Origin of the sequence: Actinomyces vulturis (genome assembly GCF_001687305.1) — a bacterium.
In the GTDB taxonomy this organism is placed as follows: domain Bacteria; phylum Actinomycetota; class Actinomycetes; order Actinomycetales; family Actinomycetaceae; genus Actinomyces; species Actinomyces vulturis.
Genome location: NZ_KV700385.1, coordinates 562,894 through 578,192, shown reverse-complemented (window position 1 = coordinate 578,192; position 15,299 = coordinate 562,894). Strand labels below are relative to the sequence as shown.

General features: G+C 55.1%; 14 protein-coding genes and 1 tRNA gene. 3 read left to right on the top strand and 12 right to left on the bottom strand.

Annotated elements, in window-relative coordinates; translation table 11 throughout:
* From A9753_RS02390 to A9753_RS02355, 8 genes are all read right to left on the bottom strand, one after another.
* Positions 1-618, bottom strand: a complete 618-nt coding sequence (locus A9753_RS02390) for a NifU family protein (RefSeq protein ID WP_067779613.1) — start codon at positions 616-618, stop codon at positions 1-3.
* Positions 619-624: 6 nt separating this feature from the next.
* A complete protein-coding gene (locus A9753_RS02385) occupies positions 625-2,787 on the bottom strand; it encodes a FeoB small GTPase domain-containing protein (protein WP_083090207.1) in 2,163 nt (720 codons plus the stop codon).
* Positions 2,784-3,038, bottom strand: coding sequence for a FeoA family protein (locus A9753_RS02380; protein ID WP_067779611.1), 255 nt, complete (start codon positions 3,036-3,038; stop codon positions 2,784-2,786). Before A9753_RS02380 ends, A9753_RS02385 begins: the two co-directional genes overlap by 4 nt.
* A gap of 174 nt (positions 3,039-3,212) precedes the next feature.
* A complete protein-coding gene (locus tag A9753_RS02375; protein ID WP_067779608.1) occupies positions 3,213-3,962 on the bottom strand; it encodes a type 1 glutamine amidotransferase in 750 nt (249 codons plus the stop codon).
* A complete protein-coding gene (locus tag A9753_RS02370) occupies positions 3,962-5,305 on the bottom strand; it encodes a Mur ligase family protein (protein WP_067779604.1) in 1,344 nt (447 codons plus the stop codon). Before A9753_RS02370 ends, A9753_RS02375 begins: the two co-directional genes overlap by 1 nt.
* A 204-nt stretch (positions 5,306-5,509) precedes the next feature.
* Positions 5,510-5,586 (bottom strand) — tRNA-Pro (locus A9753_RS02365).
* Between the two features lie 61 nt (positions 5,587-5,647).
* Complete coding sequence (locus A9753_RS02360) at positions 5,648-6,631, bottom strand: metallophosphoesterase (protein ID WP_067779601.1); 984 nt, start codon at positions 6,629-6,631, stop codon at positions 5,648-5,650.
* Positions 6,631-8,925: a transglycosylase domain-containing protein gene (locus A9753_RS02355; protein ID WP_425394239.1), complete on the bottom strand. Its 2,295-nt coding sequence runs from the start codon at positions 8,923-8,925 to the stop codon at positions 6,631-6,633. Before A9753_RS02355 ends, A9753_RS02360 begins: the two co-directional genes overlap by 1 nt.
* Positions 8,926-9,189: 264 nt before the next feature.
* Here A9753_RS02355 and A9753_RS02350 point away from each other — a divergent pair, with 264 nt between their 5' ends.
* Positions 9,190-9,522 carry a WhiB family transcriptional regulator gene (locus tag A9753_RS02350; protein ID WP_067779598.1) on the top strand — a complete coding sequence of 111 codons (333 nt, stop codon included), beginning with the start codon at positions 9,190-9,192 and terminating at the stop codon, positions 9,520-9,522.
* A 24-nt stretch (positions 9,523-9,546) separates the two neighbouring features.
* A complete protein-coding gene (gene sp36 / locus A9753_RS09415; RefSeq protein ID WP_083090205.1) occupies positions 9,547-9,705 on the top strand; it encodes a Sp36 family protein in 159 nt (52 codons plus the stop codon).
* 237 nt (positions 9,706-9,942) lie between these two features.
* Here the strand turns inward: sp36 and A9753_RS02345 are convergent, their stop codons facing one another.
* The 3 genes from A9753_RS02345 to A9753_RS02335 all read right to left on the bottom strand — a co-directional run bounded on the left by A9753_RS02345 (position 9,943) and on the right by A9753_RS02335 (position 13,136).
* Positions 9,943-10,620, bottom strand: a complete 678-nt coding sequence (locus tag A9753_RS02345) for a Crp/Fnr family transcriptional regulator (RefSeq protein WP_067779595.1) — start codon at positions 10,618-10,620, stop codon at positions 9,943-9,945.
* A 211-nt stretch (positions 10,621-10,831) separates the two neighbouring features.
* The gene (locus A9753_RS09410) at positions 10,832-12,142 is read right to left on the bottom strand and encodes a hypothetical protein (RefSeq protein WP_083090204.1); all 1,311 of its coding nucleotides are present in this window, start codon (positions 12,140-12,142) and stop codon (positions 10,832-10,834) included.
* Positions 12,143-12,251: 109 nt separating this feature from the next.
* Entirely contained in the window at positions 12,252-13,136 is an 885-nt protein-coding gene (locus tag A9753_RS02335; protein ID WP_067779591.1) for a hypothetical protein, read from the bottom strand.
* A 143-nt stretch (positions 13,137-13,279) separates the two neighbouring features.
* Here A9753_RS02335 and A9753_RS02330 point away from each other — a divergent pair, with 143 nt between their 5' ends.
* Positions 13,280-14,263, top strand: coding sequence for a Fic family protein (locus A9753_RS02330; protein WP_067779588.1), 984 nt, complete (start codon positions 13,280-13,282; stop codon positions 14,261-14,263).
* A 6-nt stretch (positions 14,264-14,269) separates the two neighbouring features.
* Here the strand turns inward: A9753_RS02330 and A9753_RS02325 are convergent, their stop codons facing one another.
* Positions 14,270-15,208 carry an HAD family hydrolase gene (locus A9753_RS02325; protein WP_067779583.1) on the bottom strand — a complete coding sequence of 313 codons (939 nt, stop codon included), beginning with the start codon at positions 15,206-15,208 and terminating at the stop codon, positions 14,270-14,272.
* Between the last annotated feature and the right edge of the window lie 91 nt (positions 15,209-15,299).

Below are 15,299 nucleotides of genomic sequence, written 5' to 3'. Positions count from 1 at the left end.
TTAGTCAACCCGAATAACCTCAACCAGCCAGGAACAGCGTCGACGCAGTTGGCGTTCAAAACGCACCTTCATCGTCACCATGGCGGCAGGACAATCAGAGCATTGTCCGGTTAAGCGAATACTCACTACGCCATCACTGACATTAAGCACGTCAATGTGACCACCATGCGAGGCAATGAATGCTCCGAGAGAGCCTTGGGCAAGTTCCCTCGCCTCATCGAACAGCACCTCATCTGGCGAGGTGCCGCCATAGGAATCAGAAACTAAAGTGTGGGGAGTATTTGGGTCCTTCCCAAGACCAGAAGAACGATCTGATACTTTGGCCCCTTCCTCAGCTGGCGAATCGGCATGCCACAGGTGTGGCACGCCAAGACCATCCACTATTGCGCCACGAACACGTCCACCTTCGTTACTCCATGACAATCCAGGAGACAGAACAGTGAGGATGCTGCCGGAACGCACCACCACGGCGTCGAGAATATGCTCATCAAGGAGAGTCTGGAGAAGTGCAGGGGCCTTCGTGACAGGCCCACGACAAGGTAAATGGCCAGCCGGAATCACCCACTGAAGAACCGCAGGATCAGCGGTGGCGCGAGGGTGAGTAGGAACAACAGGCATCGAAGACTACATTAACGCGGCAACTACAGCACGGGAGAGTGCTGCAGCAACCCACGCCAATACAAACATGTACCCGTAGGCAATAGCAGGCCACTTCCAGGAACCCGATTCACGGCGCATTGCGCCAGCCGTGGCCATACACTGCATTGCGAACATGAAAAACACGAGAATCGAAGTCACCGTGGCAGGGTTGAACAAGGGATCGCCCGCCTTATTCGTGATCGTGTCACGCTGGTAGGTCATATTCGTCAGAGCGACTGCCGGCTCCTCAGGATCAGCAGCAGCGGCAATCTGCCCCAAGGTGGCAACGAAAGTTTCGCGTGCGGCCAGCGAGGACAAGATGGCCACATTGATACGCCAATCGAAGCCGAGAGGCTCGAAAATCGGGTCAACTGCGCGACCAATGGCAGCGCCGTAGGAATTGTTCATCACGTAGCGGGTCTGCTGGGCGTCCAGGAGGGTATCTAGTTCCTCAGAATCAGTGATGACCTCACCATCGTCATTAAGGATGGTGGACTGATCAGGATCCTCAATAGCCTGAGAGATAGCGGAACATTCCTTATCTGAGGCGCAGTAGGCATCGAAATCAGCATCAGAGCGTAGCGGAACGTTCAGCAGAACCCACAGAACAATGGTGGTGACGGTAATGATCGTACCGGCTTTCTTTAAGAAACCCTTGCAAGCATCCCAGACCATCATGAGGACAGTCTTGGGACGAGGAAGGCGGTACGGAGGCATCTCCATATAGAAAGGCAAGAGGACGCCGCCACGGTCAGTAATGTGCTTGACCACCCAGGCTGCGCCCATAGCGGCTACGGCGCCACCGAAATAGAGCAAGAACATGATTGTTCCTCGAGCACCGAAAGGGCCAAAGCGTGCGTTCTGGTCCACTAAGAGAGAAACCATGATGAGGTACACGGGCAGACGAGCTGAACAAGTCATTAAGGGGGCTGACAGCATGGTGGCCAGGCGATCCTTGGCGCTCGGTAAGGTACGAGTAGCCATAATGCCCGGAATTGCGCAGGCGAATGAGGAGAGCATCGCTACAAATGCACGTCCCTCAAGCCCAGCCTTGGCCATCACCCGGTCCATGAGGAAAGCTGCGCGGGACATGTAGCCCACTCCCTCTAATAGAGCGATGAGCAAGAACATGATGACGATCTGTGGGACGAACACAAGTACGCCACCTACGCCACCCACGAGACCATCGGCTAGTAGACCAGCAAGAAGTGGGTGAGAAGAATCCAGTGCGCCATGGATAAAGTCCCCCAAAGCGCCGAAGCCATCTTCAATGAATCCTTGCAACGGGGCTGCCCAGGCGAAGATTGACTGGAAGAAGATGTACATCACCGCGAAGAACACAATGGTTCCCGAGACAGGGTGGAGGAGCACCTTGTCGATGACGGCGGTGGCATGATCCTCGTGAGGGGCCACGAAATCGGCAGCTTCAAGGATCGACTCACTCCACGAAGCCAACTCCACCGGATCTGTGGGAGGTGTAATAGGAGAGCGGGTCCACTCATCGATGTGAGCCAACTTCTCACGTAACTGCGGAATGCCGGTAGAACGGTTACCAATGACACGTACAGCTGGGATACCCAGGGCTTCGCCCAGGGCATCTACATCGAGGCGTCCAGCGCGGGAGGTGAGCTCGTCGGTCATAGTGACGGCTAGGCAGGTGGGCAGATTTAATGCCAGGGCCTGGGCTACGAAGTTCAGGCCACGGCTGATGGTGGTGGAGTCCACCACGACGATCAATGCGTCGGGCGCATCGATCTCTTTGCAATGGCCGGTGAGAACTTCACGCACAATGTGCTCGTCCGGGCTGATGGGGTTGAGCGAGTAGGCGCCGGGAAGATCCTCGATGGTGACAGGACCGTTTGGGGTAGAGGCCGTACCCATGGAACGAGCCACGGTGACGCCGGGGTAGTTGCCAGTGCGAGCACGCAAACCAGTCAGCGCGTTATAGATGCTGGTCTTACCGGCGTTGGGTGCGCCCGCTAGAGCAACACGGATGTTGGTTGGGTCGATTTTTGAAGAACTGGAGGAGCAGTGACAGGCGCCGCCGCCGTCACCTTTGCAACAGGAAGAGGAGGGCTCCAACGAGGATTCGTCGTTGGTAGCAATAAGGGGGAGGTGAGTATGTTCAGAGGACGGTGTGGTGCTCATGCTTGAGTCTCTTCGGTCAGAATCAGGGAGGCGTCAGTCTTACGCAGGGCAATTTCGTAGTCCGCGATGAGGTAGAGGACTGGATCGCCCAGCGGCGCGCGGCGGATCACTTCCACGGTGCGTCCAGGAACAAAACCAAGGGAGGTGAGGCGGGAAACGAGCTTGGGGTGAGCATCTTCGGAGATTGCACTAATACGTGCACGAGTTCCAGGCCGCAGTGAGGCCAGGGGAGTTACCGATGACGGAGTCATGAATTGCGCCTTGCCTATGGTGAATGTGGGACAGCGTGCTGACCACCAATCACTCCGGTGCATTAAGGCACGCTAATCTCATCTATTTAAGTAAGGTAAGCATAACCAAGCCTGAGAAAACGCGCAGGGGACGATTGTCCCGAAAATGCTGAAAAAGACCTGAAGAATCACGGATTATCGGGGGCGGTTAGCGGCAACTTGACGCGCATGATCAGCCCACGAGTCATCGAGATTCTTTGGGGTAAAAGAGCCGGGGCCCATACGGTGCTCAACTGCCTTCTCAATGAGCCAATCCGCTACGGCGGGGTTCTTCGGCAGGATCGAGCCGTGCAGGTAGGTGCCAATGACGTTGTTTGTCCGGGCCCCCTCAGTCTTGTCAGAGCCATTGTTGCCATCACCCATACTCACCGTGCCAAAAGGCTTGGAGGTAGGCCCCAGGGTGGTAAGGCCGGAGTGGTTTTCGTAGCCCACGACCATGCCAAAGCCGGGACACTGTAAGGTGATGTTACCGATGAGCCGGCCATTGCCGGCGCGTGTGGTGGCATCCAGGATTCCAATGCCGGGAATTTCTGAGCCAGTAGTGGTGATGAACTTATGGCCGAAGAGTTGGTACAGGCCACAAATCATGAGCATCGGTACGCCTTCGTCAGCCCAACGGTGCAGTGTGGGGGCGATACGTAAGAGATCTTCTTTGATGCGCTCTTGACCAGAGTCTTGACCACCACCACCGGTAATAAGATCTACCTCATCAGGCAGTTCATCACCGGGATCGTAGGTGAGTAGGTTTACGTCGTAACCGTGCCACTCTAGGCGCTTTTTCAGGACAAGAGTGTTGCCCCAGTCCCCGTAAATGTTCATGTCACGGGGGTAAAGCTGGAGAAGGCGAATGGGCTGAGAAGCAGTGGAGGGGGTGGTGTCAGTCATCAGAGCACCTCATCAACGTCAGTTAACTGAGCTAATGCCGCACGTAAGGCGAGCATTGCGGTGTACGTAGTGAAAATGCGAAGCGTGGCACCCTGATGAGCGTTGTCATCAAGGAACTTACGTAGCGCGCTGGAAAGTGAGGGATCGATGTGACCTACGGGCACGTCGTCGTATTTCAATCGAAGAGCCATATCCCAGGCACGCTTACCAGTCACAACGGCCACACCCTGCTCGCGAAGGGGCGCGAATTCCACGTCCCACAGCCAACTCATATCACGACCATCTGCATATTCATCATTGATAGCGATCATGCAGGTGCGCGGATCGGTGGTGGAGGAAAGAAGGGACATACGGAAGCCGGCTGGGTTTTTCACCAGAGCCATCTCGATAGAGCAGCCGTGGTAGGTGATGGTTTCACCGCGACCAAATGCTGCTGAGACGTGACTGGCGGCTTCTATCATGGCGGAGGTGTTGAGGCTGCTGCCCATGAGGCTGTGGACCAGAGCCATGGCAGCGGTAGCGTTGAGGACGTTGTGCACGCCAGGGATGGTGAATGTAACCGAGTGGGTAGTGCCATCCAGGGTGATGGTCGCATTGTTGCCGGTTAGCGAGTCTAGTCGTGCTACGGGTGTGGGGCATGTTGACGCCACAGTGCTGGGCTGGCCCATCGTCTCACTGTTTGCGCATTCTCTCGCAGGCTGGAAGGTGGTGTTTGCTGCGCCAGTGCGTAGATCGTCGTCAGAAAGGAAAAGGGAAGAGAGGCCTGGGCCGACGCCGAAGGACTCGACGTGTGCGGTGAGACCCTCAAGGAATGAAGGGCTTGCAAGTCGCGGGTCATTGGCGTTGGTGACAACAAGTTCGGTGGTGGCTTCAGCGACTTTATGGAGAAGGGACGCGGTGTAGTCGATTTCTCCGAAGCGATCGAGTTGGTCACGCATCACATTAAGTAGAAGGCAGGCGCGAGGCTTAACTCGTTTGACGAAATGAACCGCGTGGGCCTCGTCGAGTTCGAGTACGGCGACGTCAGCATCAAGGTGCCCGGCAGAGTCAACCGCGGTGAGCAGTGAGGCAACTACTCCGCGGGTGAAGTTGGAGCCTGTAGGGTTGGTGAACACCTTGAGGCCTTGAGAGCGCAGGAGGTCAACCACCATTTTCGTGGTGGTGGTCTTACCGTTTGTCCCACTGACGACGATGACGCCGTGAGGGAGTGGGGCGAGGGTACGTCCCATGAAACCCGGGTCGAGTTTTTCAGCGACCAGTCCCGGTAATGCGCTTCCACCACCACGCAGACGCGCTACCGCGCGAGCAGAGCGGCCAAGAGTAACAGTCAAGCGTGAACGCATGAATCTCCTTCATCGCGGGGCATGGGGTCTGATACGAGTCTATTGATTCTAAGCGCGACAGGGTGAAATGAGACTCCCGACTGTCCTGGCCCATCCCAACTACCCTGCTTTCCATATTATTTTCTGCATTTAGATCACAGATGAAGTGGTGGTTAACGAAAAAGTGGTCCCGCAACATCATCAATGTTGCGGGACCACTTGTATTGGTCGGGGTGGCGGGATTTGAACCCACGGCCTCTTCGTCCCGAACGAAGCGCGCTACCAAGCTGCGCCACACCCCGTGTATAGCGCCATAAGCATAGTCAATCCCACACTCCTATGGGAAATTGAATGCTCATGGACTTAGTCACGCGCTAGCAAGGTGATCAACGATGCTTCCGGGCGACAAGCAAAACGAACAGGAGTGAAAGGGCTCGTTCCCAGTCCTGCACTGACATGCAACCACATCGGACCTTCACCACTACGCGGACGCAGAACACGAGGTTCATCAGCAATCAATGCCAAAGCCTCATGTCGATCAGACATTGAACCTGGCCACACGCTAAGTCCACTGGCGCGCGATGTATCAATATCGCAGTTTGTCACCAAAGCCCCAAACCCTGGGATGCATAACTGACCGCCGTGAGTGTGACCAGCAAGAACCAGATCGCACCCATCGCGTTCCATTGCAGCTAACACCCGACGATAAGGAGCATGGGTTAAGCCCAGCGTTCCTACAACAGTTCCCGTGCATTCATCACTAGGCGGAGGGAATACATCACGATCCGCGTGCGGATCATCTACACCAACCAACCGTAGCTGCTGGTCATTGACGCTCAAGCATCCGCGAGTATTAGTGAGGTCAACCCAACCGGCACTGCGTTGAAGAGCAATCATTTCCTGCCACGGCAACTGACCCAACTCTTGATGAGGGTCATCGGCACTACGTGGATCAGAACGCAAGTAACGAGTTGGAGACTTAAAAACAGTCTCATGGTAGTCATGGTCCCCCATCACGAATGCTCCGGGGATGCCAACGAAAGGTTCGATGGCACGAGAAAAAGCCTCCACGCCGTCGGCATGAGAAAGATTATCGCCGGTGAGAACCACCATGTCTGGCTGCTCATCAACTAACTGGCGGACCCAAGCGACGCGAGCCTCAGTGGCGCCAGTCAAATGAAGGTCGGCTAAGTGAAGGAGAGTCACTGCAGCCGAACCTGGTGCTAAACACTCCACTTCATAGCGACGAAGCACCGGCCAACGAGCCTCAAACACGCTCCACGACAATCCAGCGATAGCACCAAGGCCAAGCACCCCAGTAGCACGAGCGAGAGGGAACGACGGCATTACTGACCGTCCTCCTTATTCTCATCGGCAGGAGAAGCAGGCTTCTCCTCAGCTGGTTTGTCAGTTTTCTCTTCCTGCTTTTGCTCTTCCTCAGCCGGTTCAGGATCAGGAGTGCGAACAGGAACACGAACCTGTGGACGAAGGCCGAGGCTGACCTGCGGGAAGTTCTCGACAGGTGTGTCAGCGAGAGCAGCCTCCATGTACTGTCGCCATTCAGGTGCGGCGGCATCAGAACCATACATGGTGGGGAAATAGCGTCCACCAATCCATGAATCATCCATGGAGGTGTAGGAACCAGAGTGACCAATCCACACAGCGGTTGAGAGTTGTGGAACGTAGCCAACAAACCAAGCATTGTCTTGCTCTTCAGTAGTGCCGGTCTTACCGGCAGCAGGACGAGACAACGCCGAACCTGCTGCGGTACCACCACGTTGAAGAACACTGGCCAGCGTCAGGGAAACTTGATCGGCGTGCTTAGGCTCCATCACCTGCGTGCAGTCAGCGGAAGGAACAGGCAGGCTGTTGCCCTCATCGTTGACAATCGAATCGATGGCGATCGGGGTGCAGTACACACCATGAGCTGCGAAGGTAGCGTAAGCATTGGCCATCGCCAGGGGGGTGGCATTAGCAGTACCGAGGACCACGGATGGGTTCGGAGCAATTGGCTGGCCTTCACCATTGGTAATGCCAAGGCTTGCAGCCAAACCAGTCACCTTACAGGTGTCCAACTCCGTCAACATGTTCACATAGGTTACGTTCACTGACTGGGCGGTTGCTTGAACAACGGTGTGGTAGCCGTTCTCGCTAGGATTCGCGTTGGCCACAGGCCAAGTGCCAATGCCCACATCAGGTGCGCAGGACGCCGTGAAGTCACTGGAGTAGAAATTTCGCGGAGCGCCGCTGATGCGTTGGTAACCAGACTTACCTTGGCGGTACCACTCGGCCAACACGAAGGTCTTGAAAGATGAACCTACCTGGAAGCCGTTTGATGTTGAACCACCGTGCGCGGCATCAGCACTGAAGTTCAGCGTAGTGGGGTAGGGGTCCTCATCAGTGGGCTCACCAAAAGGAGTGTTTTGAGCCATAGCTACGATCTTGCCGGTGCCAGGTTCAACAGAAACTAAAGCAGTCTTGATATTGGAAGGATCACGGGTGGGAATCCAGTTCTCTACAGCATCATTTGCAGCAGCCTGTTTGTCCAGATCGAGGGTGGTATGGATGGTCAAACCACCGCGAAGAAGTAACTGACGACGAGTAGCAAGATCCTTACCATAGAGGTCTGAGTTTAAAATCTCCTGAACCACGTACTCGCAGAAGTACGCAGCGCTCCCAGCGCCACCGCAGCCACCGATCTGGTTCTTTACGTGAAGCATGTCGGAAACCGGCTGAGCCATTGCGGCATCACGTTCTTCCGCGGTGATGAACTGCTCCTCATACATTTTCTGAAGAACAGTGTCACGACGTTCGGTAGCTAACTCAGGATGCTCAATGGGGTCATAGGCGCTGGGGGCGTTGGTGAGGCCAGCCAGGAGTGCGGCTTCACCAATACTTAAATCAGCGGCTGGGTGAGAGAAATAATGCTCACTGGCAGCTTCAATGCCGTAGGTGGACGGACCAAAGGCAGCAATATTGAGGTAGCCCTCAAGAATCTGTTGTTTGGTGTACTTCTGCTCAACGGTCAAGGCGTACTTAGCCTCACGCAACTTACGCGATACAGACTGGGCGCGTGCGGCTTCAACAGCATTGGGGTCATTAGCCTGCAGTCCAGCCTCAATAAGAACGTTTTTCACGTACTGCTGAGTTAATGTGGATGCGCCTTGGGTGGAACCTCCCGCAGCGTTCTTGACCAATGCACGGACCATGCCCGTGGGGTCTACACCTTTATGTTGATAGAAACGGCGGTCTTCAACGGCCACCACAGCGTTTTGTACGTTGGGGGAAATCTTGTCCAAGGGAACTACAATGCGGTTCTCTGCCCAGAACTGCGCAATCTCAGTGCCGTTTGACGATTGAATACGAGAAATCTGAGAAGGCGGCAGGATGTTGAAGTCGCTGGGGAGTTCTTCGAATAAATCCGCAGACGCGTCCGTCACCGCTGACGTGGCACCAACCAGAGGCATGGCGAAACCAGCAGTTAGCACACCCCCTGTAATCGACAGCAGGAGGAAGACCAGCAGAAGCGAAACGACTTGTGCTGGTTCAAGGGAACGTCCGGAAGACTGGGCAGATGTAGCCATGGTGACCACATTACGTGTTTTTTCCTCTGCTGTGGCGGTTGAACACTGAATATTCACAAGCGAGGAGACCTTTCTCATGGACGCGTCAAGTAAGAGTTTTATCGATGAAAAAATAGCGATTATGGAAAGCGGTATGGGGGTAGGAATGGAGGTGTTTTGGGGTTTCTACTGAGTGAGTCCTGAGGGTATCCTGGGGATGTTCTGCAATGGAGCTGATGAACATAATGATTTGCTTTTATTCACCTCGGTGACCTACGGTCTAAGTGTGAGGTGGGCAACGATGATGTTCGCCACCCGTCAACACGTAAGGTGACTCGTAACATGAACTACCTGGATCAGACCTGGGCCACGCAAGCGGCGTGTGCTGGTGTGGCGCCAGATGAATTGTTCGGAAAAGGCGCTGAACAACGTCAAGCGCGCACCATGTGTTTTGATTGCCCCGTCCGCATGGAGTGTCTTGCTGAAGCGCTGGATACCAACTCATGTTTTGGAGTATGGGGTGGACTAACAGAGCGTGAACGTAGGGCTTTACTGCGTCGCTTTCCCGAAGTGACTGACTGGAGTCAGTGGCTTGCTCAAGAAGATGATGATCTTGTGGCAGAAATTCATGCCCGTCGTGCACCCAAGATTATGCCGCACGTGCGTCCTTCCTAAGTTAACATCCAGTACGCTAAACCCATGACTACTTGGGAATATGCCACTGTGCCACTGCTGACTCATGCCACTAAGGCGATCCTCGATCAATGGGGTTCCGATGGGTGGGAACTTGTCCAGGTTATTCCTGGCCCTACCGGCAGTGACTCACTTGTTGCTTACATGAAGCGCCCCACCAACTGACGCTGATTTATTCATAGTAAACAGTTGCTCTCATCCGCGACGGATGGGAGCAACTGTCTTTCTGTATGGCAATTACGGGGTAGCGTTGCGTTGTTCGACGTCGATCTATGCTCAGTGATTTTGAATAATTTTGATTGGTGACAGATAAGTTAAGGGGGGCGCCCAAGAATTTGGGCGCCCCCCTTAACGGTGACGTGTAACCGGTTGGTTAATGCCGTTGCCGTATCCGCTTCATGATTAGCGTGCGCGGCGGCGCAGACGCTCAACATCCAGCAGGGTCACTGCACGACCCTCCAGGCGAATCCAGCCGCGGGAAACGAATTCAGCCAGAGACTTGTTGACGGTCTCGCGAGAAGCGCCAACAAGTTGGGCCAATTCTTCCTGGGTTAGATCGTGAGGAACGTGTAGGCCATCTTCGGTGTTAGCGCCGAAGCGATCGGCCAGATCAAGCAGAGCCTTAGCGACGCGGCCGGGAACATCGGAGAACACCAGATCAGCAAGGGCGGTGTTGGTGCGACGCAGACGCTGTGCCAGGCTGCGGAGCATATCCTTGGCCAGTGCGGGATGGTTTTCAATGAAGTTCATGAGCTGGCCGTGCTCAAGAGCGAGCAGGTCGGTGGGAGCAACTGCGGTAGCAGTGGTGGAACGCGGGCCCGGATCGAACAGGGTCAGTTCACCAACAACTTCGCCAGGGCCTAGCACGGCGAGCAGGTTCTCACGACCATCAGCGGAGGTGTGGCCCAACTTAATTTTGCCGGTCAACAGCACGTAAAGGCGATCGCCCTGTTCACCTTCGGTGAAGAGTGTTTCACCGCGGCGAAGGGTGGTGCGTGTCATCATGGCGCGCAGTTCATCCTGCTCTTCGGGGCTCATGCCCTCGAAAAGCGGAATCTTGGCGACGATGGTTTCTTCCACGAATGTCCTCCTGAGTGTGCACGTGATGGTTCGTGCGGGGTGGGAATGTAACAAATATGTATACATCCTGCCATGCCCTGTGACAACGGGCACGCCTAATGCAAGTGTGTCACGTTTTTTTATGGGGTGCCTGTTGAACACTTCACACGAATGTTGATCTAAGAACAGCCTTGTGTTCGTGCCCGCCCTTATTTCGGCAACCAGGGACCAGTTACTTTGCTCCAGCCTTCACCATGCGATCAATGATCTCTTGTTCGCGGCGACCTGCGCGACGTGAGGAATGAGAAATGACGCCGATCATGATGAGTAAAGCGCCCAGCATGACAAAGCGGCCAGACAAGCCGTCAGTAATGAAATGGTTAGCTAGCGTGCTTCCGAACTCTGAATGGAGTAGCAATCGATCAATTGGCCCTCCCACGACAATACCCACCTGCTTAGGAACGGCCACACAAGGGATACCGATGATCAGGGTGATCACACCCATGATGAAGGAGCCCACGGAAGAGCGTCGTGCTGTCCATAGAGCCAAAATCATGGCAAACATAGCTGCAACCAGTTCGATAATGCCCACATAGTCCGGTGATGCTGACCATGTTGGATGGGAAGTGGTGACAAGACGATCAGCAGCGGCATGTGCCAAGAACCATGTTGCAGGATAAAGAACGAGCGCCAAGAGAACACCCCACCAGTGGGCAGCAGCACGCGATGCAGGCCGGCCCACCACTGTTGAGCCTTCTAACAAAGCCTCAGCCCCGTTCTCAACTTCAATCTCACGCGGGCGCCACGTGGGTGCTGCGCCTGTGAAACCGTCGTTTTCAACACTGTGCTCGTGAGAAGGAAGGTTAACTGTCTTAGGGCTGGAAGGTGCCTGGGGCTCAATATCGACAGGCGAGGTGGAAGAAACGGCGGCAGGTGAATCTGCGACAGCAGGAATCGAACCATCAGCGACGGTCAACTCATCAAGCAGCGCCTCTTCTTCCGGCGTGAGTTCGGCGCGCTCCACAGATTCATTAGCTTCTAGGGTGACATTTACGTCCTCATCAGCAGACTGAGCAGCCATCTCTTGGCGCACCTGCTCAATTGCTTCGGCCTGCTCCTCGCGGGTGGCCTGCGCGTGTGCAGCGAAGAGAGAACGACGCCGTACTGCCGTGCTTTCCGCTTCATTATCACCCTGCGAAAAGTCTCCATCAGCGCCATGTTCATCAACTTCCACCTCCAGAGAGGCAAAAGCTTCCCTATTGATGGGGTCGGGAGAAGAAACCTTGGGGGACGTGTCGCTTAGTGTGAGTGTTTCATCAACATGCTCGGGGGAGGATGCGGAGGGATCACCCTGACGTGCAGGAAATGTGCCCACCATGGCCACAGTGCTTTGCTCGTCAGCGACCGGTTCTAACTCACCAGTCTCAAACGAGGGTGTTGGCGATGGCGGCTCAAAAAGAGGGCGCTCAGATTCGAAATCATGACGCTCTTCTTCCTGGCCTTCAGGCTCAGACGGGTTGTGATCAGTGTGCTCTGTGCTCACTTTGCCTCCTCAACGTTAGGCACCACCGTAACCGTGAGGGGTGACAAAATGAGGGAGGCGTGCCGATAAGTAAACAGCACGCCAGTGCGGAGAATCGGGAAGAAACTGCTTACTTTGCGACAGACATTAACGCACGCTGCTCACGCTGACCACGTGAACGTGCCCAATGAGCACCCCAACCGGTGGACATCAAAATGGCTCCAGAGAGCATTGTCGTAATCGGTGCAGGACTATGGATGAACCACTGTCCTAACAAGCACCATGAAGCGTGACACCCCAAAATGGACGGGATAGGAAGAATAAACGCTACAGTTCCCACAAGGCGAGGCCCCAAACTAGAACGCCCACCCACTGACGCGGTAATGATGAGGATGAATGCGGAAATGAAGAATGTCAACACATTGAAAGCTGACGTATCTGGACCAATCCACGAGGTATAACTCGACGTCATCAACGGCAGACCCGCACTCAGCCCGACCAGGCTCACCAAACCACTAACGATGTGATCAGGGCGCCGTGAAGGTGGAGGAATCGGAATGGTCCCCACCGTTTGGTCGTGGTCTGTATGGCGACGTGAATCAATGACGAGATTACGTCCATGGCGGCGAGCGCGACGCATGGCAATCGATCCGCCAAAGAAAAGGCAGGCGCAAATCCAGCCAGTGGCATAGTCAAAAACGCTTACTACCCCAGATTCATGGCCTACACGCCATAGTGTCGTAGGGGCCAGCATGGCAAGCATTGAGGTGAAAGCCATGGTGAGTCCAGTAACAGTGCCACCGATGGAGGAACGATGAGCAAAAAAGGCATTTGCCTGAAGGATGAAAGCAGTAATGAGAACGATCACGAGAACTGCAGTGACGTCGTCATTTGTCATGACAGAGCGGACTGACCATGAACTAAAAATAAAAATCATCGGAACCAGACAGATGCCGATGATGATTGCACCGATGTGATCCCACCGTCGTGGACGGGGGGCTGGAGTGGAGGGCATCGGTGAACTCACCCCTCAAGCCTAGTGCAGAAAGGGGGAGTGAACCGAAATTGACCGACAGGAAAAATCTGTGATTTGAAGGGTGACATTCTTGCTATTTCGAGCGAAGTATGTCCCCCAGGGCAGCCACGTACAGTAATCCCATGACTTCCCCCACCTCCTCTGACGCGCAGATCGCCCAAGCGGTCAACGCACTTGCCACTCACCCCCGAATCCGTGAAGTCACTACCGCCCTGCGTCAGGCCACCACTGATTTGCGCTGGCATGAAGCGCTACGCAGACGCTGGCATGAAGCACGTGAAGAAGCGTCTGTCCTTAGTGCCACCACACAAGCACGTATCGAAGGTGTATCCATCCAGGCCGCCGATATTCGCCAACGCATCGTGGCCGCGGGCCATCACGTCCCAACTGGTGATAATTCATCCCTTGACGTGGCCATGGGGTTATGGCGAGCAAACGCCCGCATCACCACGATGATGAGCCCACTGGCCCTCCCCAGAAATTCTCGTACACGAGTTGGGCTGGGGGTAGAATCCGTGGCGCCCGTACGGCCCTCGCCCACCACGCGAACCCCCGCTCCCATGCTCGTGGGCAGTATCCATCGTGACGTGATGGCACCCCTCGTCCTCCGCCACGCCACAGGCTCTCCCACCCCTCTGAATGACGATGAGTTGCTTAGCCACGTCGCCACCATCCGTGCCGGTTCGATCGCCCCACAAGAAAGCGCACCCTGCCCGGCTCCACTGGGAGAAGAGTGTGTGCTGCGAAGTCAGTCTCTTATGGCGCTTATCTCCGCTCCAGGATGTGATGCAGTGGTACGAGCAAGCCTCGTCCATGCAGAAATGTTGTGTGTTCGACCGTTCCTTGCGGCGAATGGAGCCGTAGCACGAGTACTGACCCGCTACCTCATCCAGCGCGATGGACTCGATCCTGCTGGGTGCGTCCTGACAGATATTGACCTGCTAACAAAACCTGTTGACTATCAGGCGGCACTCGCTGCCTATGCTTCCGGAGAGATTGATGGAGTAGTCGAATGGGTGTGCTTCATGGCTTCAGTCATGACGCAAGGTGCTCAGTACGCCATGGACATGTGCACATCTATTCAGGCAGGCGAACCGTTGGTTTAGCAGCAGTTAGAAACGGTGGAACTTCACGCCACCTGCAACAACCCAGGCACTAGCAGCAGCAATGGCAGTCAGACTACCTACGCGCAACGCATGACCTACGCGACGATCCACTTGAGGGAGTGACTGGGGAAGGTGAGGAGTAAGTTCACGTAAACCCACGGCGTCGGGAGTAGACCACGGACGTTTAAGAGCAACAGGCCGCTCAAAATCGCGAACCGGCCACCCGCGAGATTCTGCAGTTGAACGTAACTGCTTGTCTGGATTAACTGCGACGGGATGACCAACCGCTTCAAGCATTGGCAGGTCAGAAATTGAATCGGAATAGGCGAAGCTGTGGGGAAGATCAATACCGAAGCGCTGTGAATCTTGAGAAATTGCCTCCACCTTCGCTCCATGAAGGAGAGAGTGAGCTACCCGGCCGGTATAAAGACCATCAACCACTTCGAGTTCCGTAGCCACGCACCGATCTGCTCCCACAAGAGCGGCGATCGGCTCTACCATCTCCCGAAGCGATGCCGACACAATTACCACATCTTGGCCAGCTGACTTATGAGCCTCGATAATCTCCAAAGCTTCGCAATAGACGGCAGGCTCAATGGCGGTATGCAGCGTCTCCTTAATGAGGGCGGTCAGGCGTTCCTGCGGAAGACCTGCGGACATAGCAGCCAGATGAGTCATCAATTTTGACGAATGTGATTCATCAGCACCACGCACCAAATAGGGCAACTGCGCCACAATGGCACGTACCAGAGCACCAGCCGTGATCATGCCTGAGCGACGCATCGGGGCGCCCATGGCATAGGAGGTAGAGATCGCCAGAATTGTTTTATCTAGGTCGATATATGCGGCGCTCTTCAAAGGGGAAGATACTGGAATTCCACCAAAAGGAGTGGGCGGCACAGAGGCGTCAAATGACTGTGCACCGTGTGGGGGTGTGCTGGTCATGGTTCTCCTGACGCTAGTGTGGGTGCGCTGAGCGCGTGCTGGAACCACTGTACCGGTCACGTTTGTCTTCAACTGCTTGATACCGAAGTTT

What these genes read in the sequence shown, in the direction of transcription:
- A9753_RS02360 (WP_067779601.1), bottom strand. Translation starts at nt 6,631, where the DNA reads ATGCCGTCGTTCCCTCTCGCTCGTGCTACTGGGGTGCTTGGCCTTGGT.
- A9753_RS02375 (WP_067779608.1), bottom strand. Translation starts at nt 3,962, where the DNA reads ATGACTGACACCACCCCCTCCACTGCTTCTCAGCCCATTCGCCTTCTC.
- A9753_RS02385 (WP_083090207.1), bottom strand. Translation starts at nt 2,787, where the DNA reads ATGAGCACCACACCGTCCTCTGAACATACTCACCTCCCCCTTATTGCT.
- A9753_RS02335 (WP_067779591.1), bottom strand. Translation starts at nt 13,136, where the DNA reads ATGCCCTCCACTCCAGCCCCCCGTCCACGACGGTGGGATCACATCGGT.
- A9753_RS02330 (WP_067779588.1), top strand. Translation starts at nt 13,280, where the DNA reads ATGACTTCCCCCACCTCCTCTGACGCGCAGATCGCCCAAGCGGTCAAC.
- sp36 (WP_083090205.1), top strand. Translation starts at nt 9,547, where the DNA reads ATGACTACTTGGGAATATGCCACTGTGCCACTGCTGACTCATGCCACT.
- A9753_RS02390 (WP_067779613.1), bottom strand. Translation starts at nt 618, where the DNA reads ATGCCTGTTGTTCCTACTCACCCTCGCGCCACCGCTGATCCTGCGGTT.
- A9753_RS02350 (WP_067779598.1), top strand. Translation starts at nt 9,190, where the DNA reads ATGAACTACCTGGATCAGACCTGGGCCACGCAAGCGGCGTGTGCTGGT.
- A9753_RS02325 (WP_067779583.1), bottom strand. Translation starts at nt 15,208, where the DNA reads ATGACCAGCACACCCCCACACGGTGCACAGTCATTTGACGCCTCTGTG.
- A9753_RS02370 (WP_067779604.1), bottom strand. Translation starts at nt 5,305, where the DNA reads ATGCGTTCACGCTTGACTGTTACTCTTGGCCGCTCTGCTCGCGCGGTA.
- A9753_RS02380 (WP_067779611.1), bottom strand. Translation starts at nt 3,038, where the DNA reads ATGACTCCGTCATCGGTAACTCCCCTGGCCTCACTGCGGCCTGGAACT.